Below are 14,304 nucleotides of genomic sequence, written 5' to 3' on the forward strand. Positions count from 1 at the left end.
CGACCTTTTTTGTCGTACCCCCGAGGGAAAATCAAGGGGTGAGATCAGCAACGGGGGGAACCGGCGCGCGACGCCGTCCGAATCGCATTCACTCTCTGCGCCAACCCGATACGCGCCGCTTCCGCGTCCGCCGCGCGAGCCGAGCGCTGTTCGGCTGGGGCGGTTGGCCGAAGCTGGCGGCCATGGTCACCACCATCGCCGCACTGGCCACGCTGTGGTTCACCAACCAATCACTCAGGGCGACAAGCGAACAGTCCGGTCTGGCACGTCAGACCGCCGTCACCGACCGTTTCGCCAAAGCCGTCGAGCAGCTGGGCAACAGCAGCCTCGACATCCGGCTGGGCGGAATCAACCTGCTACGCAAGCTCTCCGAGGATTCCGAGCCCGATCGCAAGCCGATCATGCAGATGCTCGGAGCCTTCGTGCGCACCCACGCGCCGAATGGGCCCGAATGCGGTGTGGTCAAGAAAGAACCCGATCTCGACGTGCAGACCGCGCTGACCGTGATCGGCGGCCGAGATGACGCTCATGTCGAGATCATCGACCTGTCGAATACCTGCCTGGTGTGGGCCAACCTGAGGAATGCCAACTTTCGGAAGGTGCTTCTGACACAGTCCAACCTGACGCACGCGTTGTTGCTCCAGGCCGACCTACGGGAATCGGTATTCGTGGACTCCGTCCTCGACAGTGCGGTGCTGGATGGCGCTGACCTGCGCGACGCCGGGTTTCAAGGCGGTTCGATGCAGGCTGTGATATTCGGTGACGCGAAGCTGCACAGAGCCGGGTTCGCCTCGGTCGATATGCGTATGGCCGCACTGGGCAGTGCCGATGTGCGGGGCGCGCAGTTCGCCCACACGGATCTCCGTGGTGCGAGCTTGGCCGACGGTTTCTCGATGGCCTTCTCGTCCGGCCCGCTACCGGATCTGATGACCACCGACGAGGAACAGGTGAACGGGGCGAGTGTCATGTTCGTGCGATTCGACCCGGCGACGACCTGGCCCAGGGGCTTCACACCGCGGTCGCAACCGTTCCGGGCCTGGGACGCACAGTATGGGGACTTCTGCCCGACCTACCAGGTGAAGCCCTGCTAGCCCTGATTTTCGCGTGTTCCCGGCCGACCGTCCTGATCTTGGTGCCATGCTGGAGGCATGGCTGATGAAGACAACCAGTGGTACTACTGCATCGATCATCACCGGGCTGAGCAGGGTAAGCAGTGCTGGGTGGGCGGGCGGATGGGGCCGTATCCTGATAAGGCAACTGCCGAAAGGGCTTTGGAGATCGCGAAGGCGCGGAACAAGGCCGCGGACGCCGACGACGACTGAGGACGGCTCGCTGGACTGGCCGCTCGGGCCTATGCGCTCACGTGTACCTCAGGTACATCAACTAAAGTTCCGTGAGCAGAATCGACGTTGTGCCCACCCGTGCCGGGGGCGCGTACGGGCGAGAATCGAGCGGGAGGGCGAGTCTTGAAGGTTACCGTTGTGGTGCCGACCTACAACGAGCGGGAGAATCTTCCGGTGGCGGTGGAGCGACTCACCGCACTACCGGTGGCCGACCTGCACGTGCTGGTGGTGGATGACAATTCACCCGATGGCACCGGTGAGGTGGCCGACAAGCTGGCGGTGGACCTGCCCAATGTGGTGAGCGTGCTGCACCGCACCGAGAAGGACGGTCTGGGCCGCGCCTACATCGCGGGCATCACCCGCGCCCTGGACGAGGGTGCGGACGTGGTGATCCAGATGGACGCCGATCTCTCGCATCCCGCCGAGGTGATTCCGGCCATGCTGGAGAAGTTGGAGACCACGGACGCGGGCGTGGTGCTCGGATCCCGCTATGTGCCCGGCGGTTCCACCGCCGAGGAGTGGAAGTGGCATCGCAAGGCGTTGTCCGCCTGGGCCAACTTCTACGTGAATCTGATTCTGCGCCTGGGCGTCAAGGACGCGACCGCCGGTTTCAAGGCGTGGAAGGCCGATACGCTGCGCGCCATCGATGTGTCCTCGATCAAGAGCAACGGTTACTCGTTCCAGGTCGAGATGAACTATCGGACGGTCAAGAAGGGCATCACCATCGCCGAGGTGCCGATCCGCTTCGAGGAGCGCACCAAGGGCGCGTCCAAGATGACGTTGAAGGTGCAGCTGGAATCGGCGTTGATGCCGTGGAAGCTGCTGTTCGGCAAGGCCGTCTGACGCGCGATCGCACGCCGTGACTTCGATCCCGCACCACGAGGTGGTGCGGGATCACTCGTTTTCGGGCCAGTGCAGCAGGGTGTCCACGAACTGCTGACGGACCGCCGCCACCTCGTCGTCCATCTGCGCGGGATCCCAGCCGCTGACGTCGATGGGCGGCAGTACGGCCACATCCACCACGCCCTTGCGCACGACGGCCGAATTGCGCCAGGCGATTTCGCCCGCATTGCGGATCACCACGGGGATGATCGGCACCCCGGCCTGGATGGCGATGTGGAACGCGCCCTTCTTGAAGGCCCCTACGCGCGGCGTGAGCGAGCGCGTGCCCTCCGGGGCGATGACGACCGACAGTCCGCCCCTGAGGGTTTCGACGACGGGTTCCAGGGCGGCTCTGGCGGCGGCGCTGTCGCCGCGGTTGATGAAGGTGACTTCCACGAACCGCATGAGGGGCCCGAACAGCGGATTGTTGGCGACTTCCTTCTTCGCGATACCGGTGAAACCGTCGCCGAGCACCTCGGCGATCACCACGATGTCGAATTGGCTCTGATGATTGAAGATGAACACGGCGGGCCGTGGCGCACGGGCGTTTTCGGCCCCGGCCACGCGCACCCGCACGCCGGTGCCGCGCAGTGTGGAGTCGGCGGCGACGGTCAGCATGGAATCGGCCATCTGCCTGCGCTGTTTGGTGTGCGCCTTGGCGGCGATGCCGAACAGCGCGCCGCCGACCAGTGCCCCGAATCCGGAGAGGGTGCGCGCGTAGTCGGTGGGTGTCGGTGCCTGCCGGGGCCGGAAATGCAGTACCGGCCAACTCTTCTCGGCGGCCTCCAGCACCACTCGCGGGTCCGGGTTGACCGCGACCGGATGTCCGGCCAGCTGGAGTAGTGGCAGGTCGGCGGCGCTGTCGGCGTACACCCGGCTCTGTGCGAGGTCGATGAAGCGGGTCGCGGCGAACCTGCGCACAGCGTCGGCTTTGCCATTGCGCCACAGTGGTTTTCCGTCGACGTGTCCGGTGAGCACGCCGTCCTGTACCGCCATGGTGGTGCACAGCACGTTGGGTATGCCGAGTTCCTCGGCGACCGGTTGCACCTGATACCTGGTCAGCGAGCTGACGAGCAGCAGTGTGTGCCCGGCGGTTTCGTGCTCGCGCACCAGTCGCCAGGCTTCGGGGTAGAGGTGTCCGTGCACGGTCTTGTGGAACAGTCGCGCACCGAGTTCCTCGAGTTCGGTTTCGGGCACGCCCGCCCAGGTGTGCATGGCCTGTTGCAGGAAGCGTTCGTATTCGCCTTCGCTGCGCGCACCGCGGATGCTGCCGAGCAGGACGGCGCTGACGGCATTGTCGCCGCCGCGGCGGATGAGGCGTTTCACGATGGCGGGCGGATTGAATCCGCTGATCACGGTCCCGCCGAAGTCGAAGATCGCGGCCACGCCCGGCCCCTGCGGCCCGGAGCGGATGGCGGCCACCGCCTCGTCGAGATCCATTGCGCCGATGGGTTGTTCGATGATGCCGACGCCCGGGGCCAGCAGTTCGCCGCCGGAGGCCCGGTGTGTCATAGCGCGTCCAGCCGGTTGGACGGGTCGAGGGTGGCGGCGCGGGAGATGCGGGCGCTGATATCGCGCAGTTCGGCGGCGAATCGGGTGCGCCGGTCGACGAGTTCGGCGGGATCGTCACCTTCGAGCAGGCCGTGATTGTCGGCGAGTTTGAGTGCGCTGCCGAATAATTCGGAGGACACCGATTCGGGGCTGTGCAATCGCTGTTGCAGCAGCATCTGTTTGCCCACCTGCAAACATTCGTCGGTGAACGTCTTCTTGTCGATGGTGACGGCGGGATCGCGCGCGGCCAGTCGTTCGGCGACCACGAGTTGTGCGTCGAAGAAGGATCGCAGTACCCGGTGGGCCATCATGAAACCCGATTCTGCCAGGTGCGCAAGGATTTCCGAGCCCACCGTGCCCGCGGCGGTGCGGCGATGCCACTCCGGATCCACTCGCAGCATTTCTGCGGTGAGCTGACTGGTGAACTCGGCGCGTTCGGGGAAGAAGAATTCGAATTTGAGCAGGTCCCGCAGCCGGTATGCGGCTTCCCAGCCGACCCGCAACTGATCGCCCTCGGGTGCTTCGACGGCGGTGAGAATGGCCAGTTCCAGGATGGCGCGGTTGGCGAACCAGTGCACGGCGCTGTTGCGGTAGAAGGCGGCTTCCAGATGCGCGCCCGCGCCGATCGAGTACACCGGTTCCAGGCCACCGCGATACACGGTGACGACCTTGGCGACGGCGAGCTGTTCCAGCACCACGGCCAGGCCGTGATCATCGCGCAGGGTTTCCAGTTCACCGCGCGGCAGTGCCCGGTTCTCGATGTAGGTCAGCACCGGCGAGATGGCTTTGCCCAGTTCATCGCGGGTGAGCGCGCGCTCGTGCACGCCGAGCAGCACCAGTGTGGTGAGGGCGTTGACGGTGATCGGGGTGACCTCGTTGATGCCGACGGCGACCTCGAAGGCAAGCCGCTGCACCGCCTTGTGTTCCAGGTCCTCGAGTTCCGGCTCGGACTGCGCCGCATGGATTTTCAGCGGATCGCCGTGCGCCGCCAGTCGATCGCGGGCGGACAGCGGACTGCCGAAGCGAATGTAGACGTGTCCGGCGGAATGCTGTTGATTGCGAACATAGCGGGCCAGCCAGGCGAGCCCTTCGGCCTGTTTTATACCGCCGGTTTGTTCATCGGCGATGGCCCCGATTTCATTGAGCCGCTCATAGGTGATCGATACCGGAATGAGCATCACATCGTCGATGCGCGCGGAACGCAATGCCGACGCAAGGTAATTCAGCAATCCGTAGCGGGGCGGCCGGAGTTTGCCGGTGCGGGTGCGCCCGCCTTCGAAATACCATTCGAGATTGAATCGTTTGGCGAGCAGATACGCGAAGTATTCCTCGACGACCGCTTTGTATACCTCGTCATCGCCGAAACTGCGCCGAATGAATACGGTTCCGGTGCGCCGGGCGATGGGCCCGATCGGCCAGAATTTCAGGTTTGCCCCGCCGACCACATGATTGGGCGGAAAGTCATTGCGCGCCAGAATATCCCCGAGCACGAAGGCGTCCACATAGGAGCGGTGCGAGGGCAGGAATACCAGCGGATACCGGCGATTGAGTGCGCGCAGCCGGTCCAATCCGATCGGATCGTCGTCGACCTTCCAGGTGGAGGCGTGCACCGGCCGCATGGCCTGGGTGAAGAGATCGGAGACCAGACGGCTCTGCGCGGCGACGAGTTCGCGCAGACCCTTCTCCGCGCGCCGGTAGACCTCGCGCGGCGCGGTGCCCGCCTGTTCGGCGATGACGTCGAGGCGGCGCAGGAATTCGGGGGAGTCCAGGATCTCCTCGACCACCAGGCGCGGCACCTTGTACCGGTCGCCGATGACGGCGCGCTCGGCGCGTTCGAGGGCGACGGTGCCCGCGCGCACGATGGCGCGCGCGAAGGATTCCGGTGCGCCGATCGAGCCGGGATTGTTGGCGCGCAGCTCACTGAGCCGGGCGGGCGCGCCGGTGAGTACCAGATGCCGGTCGGGGGCCTTGGTGACCAGTCGCCGCTGCATGAAGCGGTTGGGTTTGCGCGGATTGGTGAGGGTGATGAGATCGCCGAAGCTGGTGCGCCGCACACCATCTCGTTCGGGTGGCAGCCACAGCACGCGCACCGGCACCACCAAGGGATCGTCATGCCGCCCGACCAGCCGGGTGGTGACGGCGTCGGCGTCCAGATCCAATTGCGTGACGGGGGCGGCGGTCCCGTATTCCTGGGCGATACCGCCCTCGGCGAGCCAATTGCCGATGAGTTCGCGTTCGACCCGGCCGGCGGCGTCGACGAGCGCCACCACCGACCCGGGGGTGATGGCGGCCTCCGGGAGCCGACTGTCGTGATCGAGCATCTGTAGTTACCTCCGCACGTGTGCCGCCGCAATCCATTGAAGCCGAAAGCGGGGCCGCGGGGTTGCGGACCGACCAATTCCCCGATCGTGCTGCGGGTTTCGGTGAGTGTGACGGAGGTCGTCCGCCGGGGTTGACCATTTGAAGGAAGGTAATGCTAACCTCCCTCAATAAGTTAGGTAAGCATAACCTTGGAGGACTGGTGGCGGCCACGGACGAACGGGTACGGCTCGACGAAGAGCAGCGATGGGGCGAGCACGTCACCGATCCGGTGGCAGCGGTCGCCGCACTGGCCGCGGCGGATCGCTTCGGCGAATACGTGGTGTACGAGCGCCCCGGTGTATGGGTGTTCGCGGCCGACCCGATCGGTGGCGTCGAACTCGACGCGGACGAGCTGCGGGTGAGCTGGGACGGACAGACGACTTCCGGTGCGTGGGAAGGCAGTCCGGCCCAGGCCGTCGATCGCGCCCTGGCCGGAATTCCGCTGGGACGGCGAAACGCGTACGGCTGGATCGGATTCGAATTCTGCGCCTGGTCGCTCGGCGCGACCGCGCATGTGCATCCGCGGGCCACGCTGGCGCACCTGATGATTCCGCGCATCGAGGTGCGCATCGACGCCTCCGGCGTGCGGGTCGCCGGCGCGACACCCGCCGAGACGGCCGATATCCACGAACTCATCGCCGCGGCCCAGGGCAGTGCGCTGCCGGTCGCGCATCCGGTCGACGTGACCGTGGATCCGACCGGGTACGCCGATCGGGTGGCGGCCGGTGTCGCCGAGATCCACGACGGCAAGTATCAGAAGGTGATCCTGTCGCGGAAGGTGGATCTGCCCTTCGCGGTGAACATTCCGGACTCCTACCGGCTGGGCCGCATGAACAACACGCCCGCGCGCTCGTTCCTGCTGCGCCTGGGCGGTCTGGAAGCGGCGGGCTTCAGCCCGGAACTGGTGGCCTCTGTCGACGGTGAACGCATTGTCACCACCGAGCCGCTGGCGGGCACCCGCGCCTTCGGCCGCGGTGACGCGGTGGATTCCGCGGCGCGCGCCGACCTGATCAGCGATCCGAAAGAGATTGTCGAGCACGCGATCTCGGTGCAGACCTCGTTCGCCGAGATCGCCGCGGTCGCCGAACCCGACACCACCGCGGTCTCGGATTTCATGGCCGTGCGCGAACGCGGCAGCGTGCAGCACCTGGCCTCCACGGTCAAGGGCCGCCTCGCCGCGGACCGCAGTCCGTGGGACGCGCTGGAAACCCTGTTCCCCTCGGTGACCGCGTCGGGCATTCCGAAGGCGGCCGGAGTCGACGCGGTCTTCCGCCTCGACCATGACGCCCGCGGCCTGTATTCCGGTGCCGTGGTGACGATTTCCCCCGATGGCGCGCTGGAGGCCACCCTGGTGCTGCGCGCGGTCTACCAGACCGGCTCCGGTGCGTGGCTGCGCGCGGGCGCGGGCGTGGTCGGCCAGTCGCGGCCCGAACGCGAATTCGAGGAGACCTGCGAAAAGCTCGGCAGTGTCGCGCCCTACGTGGTGCGCGCCTGACCGGACGGACCCGGGGCCGCATCGCCGGCCTTCCGAAACGTGGTGTGTGCGAAAGCCTGGGATGACATGACGCACGCGTACTCCGCGTAACGCGGTGGCGTGCATGCTCATCAGGTGATGCGCGACATCGTGGAACGTGGTGTGCGCGTGGCTCATCCGAGGCGCGGCGGGGTCGCTGCGCACACCACTCATCGAGCGGGAGCTCACGGCAAGTGACGGTGCCGTGGGTTCCCGCTCGAAGTGTGTTCAGTCCGGGTGCCGCTTTTGGGTTCAGTCCGGGTGCACCGTGAAGTCGACGCCGGTGAATCGTTCCGCGAGCTCCCAGAGCTGGGCGGCGACCTTCTCATCGTGCGAGGCGGCATTGGAACTGACCCGGACCGGATGACCGCTCCAATTGAAGTGAGCCGGCCCGTAGTAGCCAGCGGGCTCCGCCTCGGGCGCGGTGGCGGCGAAAAGCGTTGGCAGCGCGCCCATATCGGCGTTCTGCGCGATCAGCCGATTGCCCAGATCGATGATCTGCTCCAGCAGGTTCTGGGTTTTCGAGTTGATCTCGGTAGCGGCGTAGCCGGGATGCGCCGCCAGCGCGAGTTTGGCCGATCCGGCCGCCAGCAGTCGCCGCTGGAGTTCATAGGTGAACATCAGCACCGCGAGCTTGGTTTGCGCGTAGGCCCCGAAGCGGGAGTACGCGCGGCGCTCCCAGTTCAGGTCTTCCAGATCGATGCGGCCGATGTAGTGCGTGATGCTGGAGACGTTCACCACGCGTTCGGAAATGCGGTCCAGCAGTAGGCCGGTGAGCGCGAAGTGGCCGAGAAAGTTTGTGCCGATCTGCGTTTCGAAGCCGTCGGCGGTGTGGCCGTACGGCACGGCCATCACACCCGCGTTGTTGATCAGTCCGTGCGCGTGGTCGACGGTGTCGGCGAAGGCGCGCACCGAGGCCAGATCGGCGAGGTCCAGCACCCGGATCTGCGTTTTGCCCCGGATGGTCTTGGCGACCTCGTGCGCCTTGATCTCATTGCGGCAGGCCATGATCACCATCGCGCCCGCCTCGGCGAGACCGCGTGCGGTGGACGCGCCCAGCCCGCTGGTCGCACCGGTCACGATGTAGGTCTTACCGGTCAGGTCCGGGATATTCGACGTATTCCACCCACCCATAGATGAACCCTATGATGCCCGCGTCCGCGTGTCCTGCGGAAACGCGGTGACGAAGTGCACATGCCCAATGCGCCCGATCTCCGGTACCCCGGGTGCGGCCACCGCGAATCCGTGCTCCCGCGCGCCTCAGTGGGCGGCACGCAGCGCCTTCTTGTCGATCTTGCCGACGGCGGTGATGGGCAGGATATCGGTCTGCCGCAATACATCCGGCAGCTTGTAGGTGGCCAGGCCGCGTTCGGTCAGGAAGGTCTTGATCTCGGCCAGGGTCGGCATATCCGCCTCGACAACCAGTACGGCGCAGACTCTTTCGCCGAGTACGTCATCGGGCAGCCCGACGGCGGCCGCGTGCCGGACGCCCGGATAGGCGAGCAGATGCTCTTCGAGCTCATCACAGGAGATGTTCTCGCCGCCGCGGTTGATGACGTCCTTGATACGGCCCGAGACCATGAGGTGCCCGCTGGGCAGACGCCGCACCAGATCACCGCTGCGATAGAAGCCGTCGGGGGTGAAGGCGCGCGAATTGTGTTCCGGCGCACGGTAGTAGCCGCGCAGCGTGTACGGGCCGCGGGTGAGCAGCTCACCCTCCTCGCCGTCGGCGACGTCATTGCCCTCGGCATCCACCACGCGCACCTCGTCGGCGGGGGAGAGCGGTCGGCCCTGGGTGGTGCAGACGATCTCGTCGGAGTCCTCGAAGCGGGTGTAGTTGAGCAGCCCCTCCGCCATGCCGAACACCTGCTGGAGCCGAACATTCAAGGCGGGCCGCACTTCTCGCGCGTTGACCTCCGCCAGGCGCGCGCCGCCGACCTGGAGCAGGCGCAGGCTGGCGAGATCGGCCTCCTCCCATTCCACTGCCGCGGTCCACAATTGGGCCAGCGGCGGCACCACGGCGGTGACCGTCACGCCGTGCCGTTCGATGGCGGCGAAGGCGTGCTCCGGGCTCGGATCGGTGACGAACACCATGCCGCCGCCGGTGGCGATGGTGCCCAGAATGCCGGGGCAGCTCAGCGGAAAGTTGTGCGCCACGGGCAATGTCGCGAGGTAGACGTCCTCGGGGCGCAGTTCGCACACCGCGGCGCTGGCGGTGGCGTTGTAGTAGTAGTCGTCGTGGGTGCGCGCGATCAGCTTGGGCAGGCCGGTGGTGCCGCCCGAGACCAGCATCAGTGCGATATCGGTGGCATCGACCTCGGGCAGCGCACCGCCCGGGGTGGGCACCGAATGCAGATCGGTGAACGCGCCGGGATCGCCCAGCACCAGCACATGCCGCAGCGTGGGCACGGCGGCGCACACCTGATGGGCGAGCGCGCGATAGTCGAAATCGCCTGCCCTGTCGGCGATCACGTACGCGACCGCACCCGAGAGCCGGGTGAGATGCTCTATCTCGGCGCGCCGATGCGCGGGCAGGGTGAGCACCGGGATGATGCCCGCGCGCAGCAGACCGAACAGCACCGGCACGAATTCGAGCACATTGGGCAGCTGCACCACGACCCGATCACCGGGCGCCAGACCGAGTTTCAGCAGTCCGTGCGCCATCCGATCGGCGGCGGTGTCCAGATCGGCGTAGGTCGCGCCCGCCCCGGGCGTGCCCGGATCGCCGAGCAGGGCGATGCGGTCGGGCCACTGCCGCGCCGCGTCGCGGAGTAGTTCGCCGAGTGGGCGACCGGCCCAATATCCGGCCTGCCGGTAGCTTTCGGCGAGTTCGGCGGGGAAGGGGACGAAGCCGTCGCGGTGGTCGCGTGCGGTCGATAGCGATGTCACGATGCTGAGCCTCTGGGAGTAAGGGTTGCGTAATGAAGGTTAGGCAACCCTATCTCAATCAGTGAGTGGCGGGCAGCTCGCATCCGCCGTCGAGGATGCCGAGATCGTGCGGCAGCTGATAACAGGCCGGATCATCGGGCAGCTTCCAGTGGAAGCCCTCCAGGAAGAACGTCGCCACCAGATTCACGATGATCACCAGCGCGAGGAAGCCGAAGGCCAGCTGCCCGGCCATCCGATGCGGCCGAGCCGGAATCGTCGTGGTCGACGTCCCGTACGAAAACGTCAGCACCACACCGATTGTCGTGATGGCGGCGACGAACAGAATCCACGCCCACACGTACAGGTGCAGGCCGAACACCGCGCCCATGTATCCGGGATCGCCCGGCAGGATGTGCAGCATGGTCTGCCGCCACGCGGTGAAACCGCCGCCGAAACAGGCCACGATCGCCATACCCCAGCCGACCGCGTAATCACGCGGCGCGATGGTGCCGGTCATGCCCTTGCGCACGATGTACGCCCCGCCGAGCGCGGCCAGCATCATGAAGTAGCGCTGCAGCATGCACAGCGGGCACGGGTACTCCCAGTTCACGAATTGGAAGCCGAGCCCGCCGCAGATCACTCCCGCCCAACCGACCATGAAGATCAGCGCCAGCCAGAATTGCAGCTGATTCAGCACTCCGCCACGGCTTTCCACGGTTCCGGGCGCGGTATCGGTCACCATGTCAGCCCCAATCCGAGGCTGCTGGTGATGTGCAGCTTCAGCAGTACGCCGCAGGCGATCGCCGCGATCCACCAGCCGGTCAGAATCGCGCGCCGCGAACTCTGTTTGAGAATCAAGTACAGCACGCATAGCAAACCCGCGAGTATGAGCGTGTCCATAGCCGCGGACGCTACCGCTTTGCCTGGTCAGGGCCTATCAAACGGACTCGGACACGCCGCCGTTCCGAATTGCTCCGCGAACGTACGGCGAATTTCGGGCACGGGCCGGTTGGTGGCGAGATCCGGCGGGCGGGCGCGCACGCCCCTAGACTCGACCTCGTGAGTGGTTGGGGCATAGCCGACATCCCGGATCAGGCCGGCCGCACGATCATCGTGACCGGCGCCAACAGCGGGCTGGGCGCGGTCACCGCGCGAGCCCTCGCCGAGGCCGGGGCGCAGGTGATCATGGCCTGCCGCAATGAGGTCAAGGCGCGCTCGGTGGCCGACAGCATCGGTAAGAACGTGCAGGTGCGGCGACTCGACCTGGCCGATCTGGCCTCGGTGCGCGAATTCGCCGATTCCGTCGAGACCGCCGATGTGCTCATCAACAACGCGGGCCTGATGGCGGTACCGCTCAAGCGCACCGCCGACGGCTTCGAAATGCAGATCGGCACAAACCATCTCGGCCATTTCGCGCTCACCGGGCTGCTGCTGGACAAGGTGAGCGATCGCATCGTCACTCTCTCCAGCGGGATGCACGCCATGGGCAAGATCGATCTCGCGGATCTGAACTGGGAGCATCGCCGCTATCAGCGCTGGCTCGCGTACGGGCAGTCCAAACTGGCGAATCTCATGTTCGCCTACGAATTACAGCGCAGGCTGACCGCGGCGGGCTCATCGAAGCTGTCGCTGGCCGCGCATCCGGGCTACGCCGCGACCGAATTGCAGGGCAAGACCGAATCGTTCCAGGATTACTTCCTGGCGGCCGGTAACCGGCTCTTCGCGCAGAGCGCCGAAATGGGCGCGCTGCCAAGCCTTTTCGCCGCCACCGCCGCCGAGGTGCGGCCGGGCGGATTCTACGGCCCGACCGGATTGCGCGGTCTGCGCGGTAATCCCGGGCCCAGCGGCTCCACCGCAGCTTCCCGCGATGAGGTCACCGCGCGGCGGCTGTGGGAACTGTCCGAACAGCTGACCAAGGTCAGCTACGCGTTCCCGCGGCGGTAGCGGTGAGCATTCCCTTCGACCGGCGCGATCAGCTGGAGAAGATTCAGCAGGGGCTGTTGCAGGGTGAGACGATCCTGGCGGTGTACGACGCCATCGGGGTCGGCACCGGATTCCTGGGGCTCACCGATCGGCGCGTGATCATTCAGGACAACTCGTTCGTGGGGAAGAAGATCGCCATCACGAGCATTCCGTACGCGCGGATCAGCAGCGTCAGCGTGATCACCAATAAATCGTTCGCCGGACAGTTCTTCTCCTCCGGCCACATCGTGATCAGCACCGGGCACAACAACTACGAGGTCGAGTTCCGCGGCGATGAGAAGACGCGGCATGTGCACGATGTGATCCTGCACTACATCGCGCGCTAGCTACGGCTCGGCAATCAGGTTCCGAGCGGGCGATTTTCCCGAATGCCGTCCCAGTCGATGGGACGGCATCCCACTGTGTGTCGGCTGCCACACGCAATTTCCGTCATCTCTGATACTGTGCCGGGCATGCAGCGCGTGTATTTCTGGTTTAGCCAGCCGGCCCCGGGTGGGCTCGGCGGCGCGAACCTGCGCTGACCTTCTCCACCCCGAGCCGGATGAACAGACCGGCTCCGAGGGGTTCACAGTCAGAAATCCCCGTGGGTCGGCCTGAGAAAAGGAACCCACGAACATGACTACCGCTGCCGATCTCGATCCCCGGCATGCCGATCTCGATGACCAGCGCACTCTCAGCGTGAGCCCCTTGCGCTCGCCGGCCGAGGTGCGCGGCGACTACCCGCTCGATGACGCGCTCGCCGATACCGTGCGCGCGGGCCGCAAGGCCACCGTCGAGGTGCTCAACGGCGAGGACGACCGCCTGATGGTGATCGTCGGACCGTGTTCGGTGCACGACACCGCCGCCGCCATGGAGTACGCCCGCAAGCTCGCCGCCAAGGCCGCCGAGCTCGGCGACCGGCTGCACGTGGTGATGCGCGTCTACTTCGAGAAGCCGCGCACCACGCTCGGGTGGAAGGGCCTGATCAACGATCCGCACCTGGACGGCAGCTTCGACATCAACACCGGGCTGAACGTCGGCCGCGAACTGCTGCTCGACATCACCGGGCTGGGCCTGCCGGTGGCGGTCGAATTCCTCGATCCGATTACCCCGCAGTACATCGCGGACCTGGTGTCCTACGGCGCCATCGGCGCGCGCACCGCCGCCAGCCAGGTGCACCGGCAGCTGTCGAGTGCGCTGTCCATGCCGGTCGGCATCAAGAACGGCACCGACGGCGATGTGCAGGTCGCGGTCGACGGCGTGCGCGCCGCGGCGGCCAGCCATGTCTTCCCCGGCACCGATCTGGACGGGCGTTCCGCGCTCATCCGCACCGCGGGCAACCCGGACTGCCACGTCATCCTGCGCGGCGGCAGCAACGGCACCAACTTCGACGCCGATTCCTGCGCGGAAGCCCTTATCCGCCTGGAGAAGTCGTCGCTGGCGCAGCGCCTGGTGGTCGACGCCTCGCACGGCAACAGCAATAAGGACCACAACAAGCAGGTCGACGTGGTCACCGATATCGCGGGCCGCATCGCCGCCGGTGAGGACACCGTCGTCGGCCTGATGATGGAGAGCTTCCTGGTCGCGGGCCGCCAGGACCTCACCCTCGGCCACCCGGAAACCCTCACCTACGGCCAGTCCATCACCGACGCCTGCCTGGACTGGGATGTCACCGCCACCCAGCTCGATGTGCTGGCCGATGCGGTAGCGGCCCGTCGCGCGGCACGCGGCTGAAATAGGCTGCGGGAGAGCGGGTTCCGGTGTCGGGCCGGAACCCTCCCGGTGCGGCCGCCTGCCCGGATCGACCCTTCCCGCGCGGACGCG

Annotated in this window: 13 protein-coding genes; 7 read left to right on the forward strand and 6 right to left on the reverse strand. The window is 66.3% G+C overall.

Going from position 1 to position 14,304, the window contains the following annotated elements; translation table 11 throughout:
- Positions 1-38 precede the first annotated feature (38 nt).
- The 3 genes from ACFC4D_RS06365 (at position 39) to ACFC4D_RS06375 (ending at position 2,186) form a co-directional block, all read left to right on the forward strand.
- Positions 39-1,091 carry a pentapeptide repeat-containing protein gene (locus tag ACFC4D_RS06365; RefSeq protein ID WP_376062009.1) on the forward strand — a complete coding sequence of 351 codons (1,053 nt, stop codon included), beginning with the start codon at positions 39-41 and terminating at the stop codon, positions 1,089-1,091.
- Between the two features lie 57 nt (positions 1,092-1,148).
- A complete protein-coding gene (locus ACFC4D_RS06370) occupies positions 1,149-1,322 on the forward strand; it encodes a hypothetical protein (protein WP_364641503.1) in 174 nt (57 codons plus the stop codon).
- Positions 1,323-1,484: 162 nt separating this feature from the next.
- Positions 1,485-2,186: a polyprenol monophosphomannose synthase gene (locus ACFC4D_RS06375; RefSeq protein WP_364641800.1), complete on the forward strand. Its 702-nt coding sequence runs from the start codon at positions 1,485-1,487 to the stop codon at positions 2,184-2,186.
- Between the two features lie 51 nt (positions 2,187-2,237).
- Here ACFC4D_RS06375 and ACFC4D_RS06380 read toward each other — a convergent pair whose 3' ends face one another.
- Both ACFC4D_RS06380 and ACFC4D_RS06385 read right to left on the reverse strand, forming a co-directional pair.
- On the reverse strand, positions 2,238-3,737 hold the full coding sequence (locus ACFC4D_RS06380; RefSeq protein ID WP_376062010.1) for an HAD-IB family hydrolase: 1,500 nt from the start codon (positions 3,735-3,737) through the stop codon (positions 2,238-2,240).
- A complete protein-coding gene (locus tag ACFC4D_RS06385) occupies positions 3,734-6,097 on the reverse strand; it encodes a glycerol-3-phosphate 1-O-acyltransferase (RefSeq protein WP_376062011.1) in 2,364 nt (787 codons plus the stop codon). The genes ACFC4D_RS06380 and ACFC4D_RS06385 overlap by 4 nt, the downstream gene beginning before the upstream one ends.
- Positions 6,098-6,297: 200 nt before the next feature.
- On the opposite strand from ACFC4D_RS06385, the gene ACFC4D_RS06390 reads away from it, so the two are divergent.
- A complete protein-coding gene (locus ACFC4D_RS06390) occupies positions 6,298-7,632 on the forward strand; it encodes a salicylate synthase (protein ID WP_375962708.1) in 1,335 nt (444 codons plus the stop codon).
- A 270-nt stretch (positions 7,633-7,902) separates the two neighbouring features.
- On the opposite strand, the gene ACFC4D_RS06395 is transcribed toward ACFC4D_RS06390, so the two are convergent.
- The 4 genes from ACFC4D_RS06395 to ACFC4D_RS06410 form a co-directional block, all read right to left on the reverse strand.
- The gene (locus tag ACFC4D_RS06395) at positions 7,903-8,784 is read right to left on the reverse strand and encodes an oxidoreductase (RefSeq protein WP_376062012.1); all 882 of its coding nucleotides are present in this window, start codon (positions 8,782-8,784) and stop codon (positions 7,903-7,905) included.
- Positions 8,785-8,910: 126 nt separating this feature from the next.
- Positions 8,911-10,539 carry a (2,3-dihydroxybenzoyl)adenylate synthase gene (locus ACFC4D_RS06400; RefSeq protein ID WP_376062013.1) on the reverse strand — a complete coding sequence of 543 codons (1,629 nt, stop codon included), beginning with the start codon at positions 10,537-10,539 and terminating at the stop codon, positions 8,911-8,913.
- 58 nt (positions 10,540-10,597) lie between these two features.
- Positions 10,598-11,260 carry a disulfide bond formation protein B gene (locus tag ACFC4D_RS06405; RefSeq protein WP_376062014.1) on the reverse strand — a complete coding sequence of 221 codons (663 nt, stop codon included), beginning with the start codon at positions 11,258-11,260 and terminating at the stop codon, positions 10,598-10,600.
- Entirely contained in the window at positions 11,254-11,418 is a 165-nt protein-coding gene (locus ACFC4D_RS06410) for a DUF5993 family protein (RefSeq protein WP_375962719.1), read from the reverse strand. The genes ACFC4D_RS06405 and ACFC4D_RS06410 overlap by 7 nt, the downstream gene beginning before the upstream one ends.
- Before the next feature lie 159 nt (positions 11,419-11,577).
- Between ACFC4D_RS06410 and ACFC4D_RS06415 the strand changes: the two genes are divergently transcribed.
- The 3 genes from ACFC4D_RS06415 (at position 11,578) to ACFC4D_RS06425 (ending at position 14,214) form a co-directional block, all read left to right on the forward strand.
- Entirely contained in the window at positions 11,578-12,462 is an 885-nt protein-coding gene (locus tag ACFC4D_RS06415; RefSeq protein WP_376062015.1) for an oxidoreductase, read from the forward strand.
- Positions 12,463-12,464: 2 nt separating this feature from the next.
- Entirely contained in the window at positions 12,465-12,827 is a 363-nt protein-coding gene (locus ACFC4D_RS06420) for a PH domain-containing protein (RefSeq protein WP_364641476.1), read from the forward strand.
- Between the two features lie 289 nt (positions 12,828-13,116).
- A complete protein-coding gene (locus tag ACFC4D_RS06425; protein WP_375962724.1) occupies positions 13,117-14,214 on the forward strand; it encodes a 3-deoxy-7-phosphoheptulonate synthase in 1,098 nt (365 codons plus the stop codon).
- Positions 14,215-14,304 lie beyond the last annotated feature (90 nt).

It is taken from the genome of Nocardia sp. NPDC056000, assembly GCF_042269265.1.
Taxonomy (GTDB): domain Bacteria; phylum Actinomycetota; class Actinomycetes; order Mycobacteriales; family Mycobacteriaceae; genus Nocardia.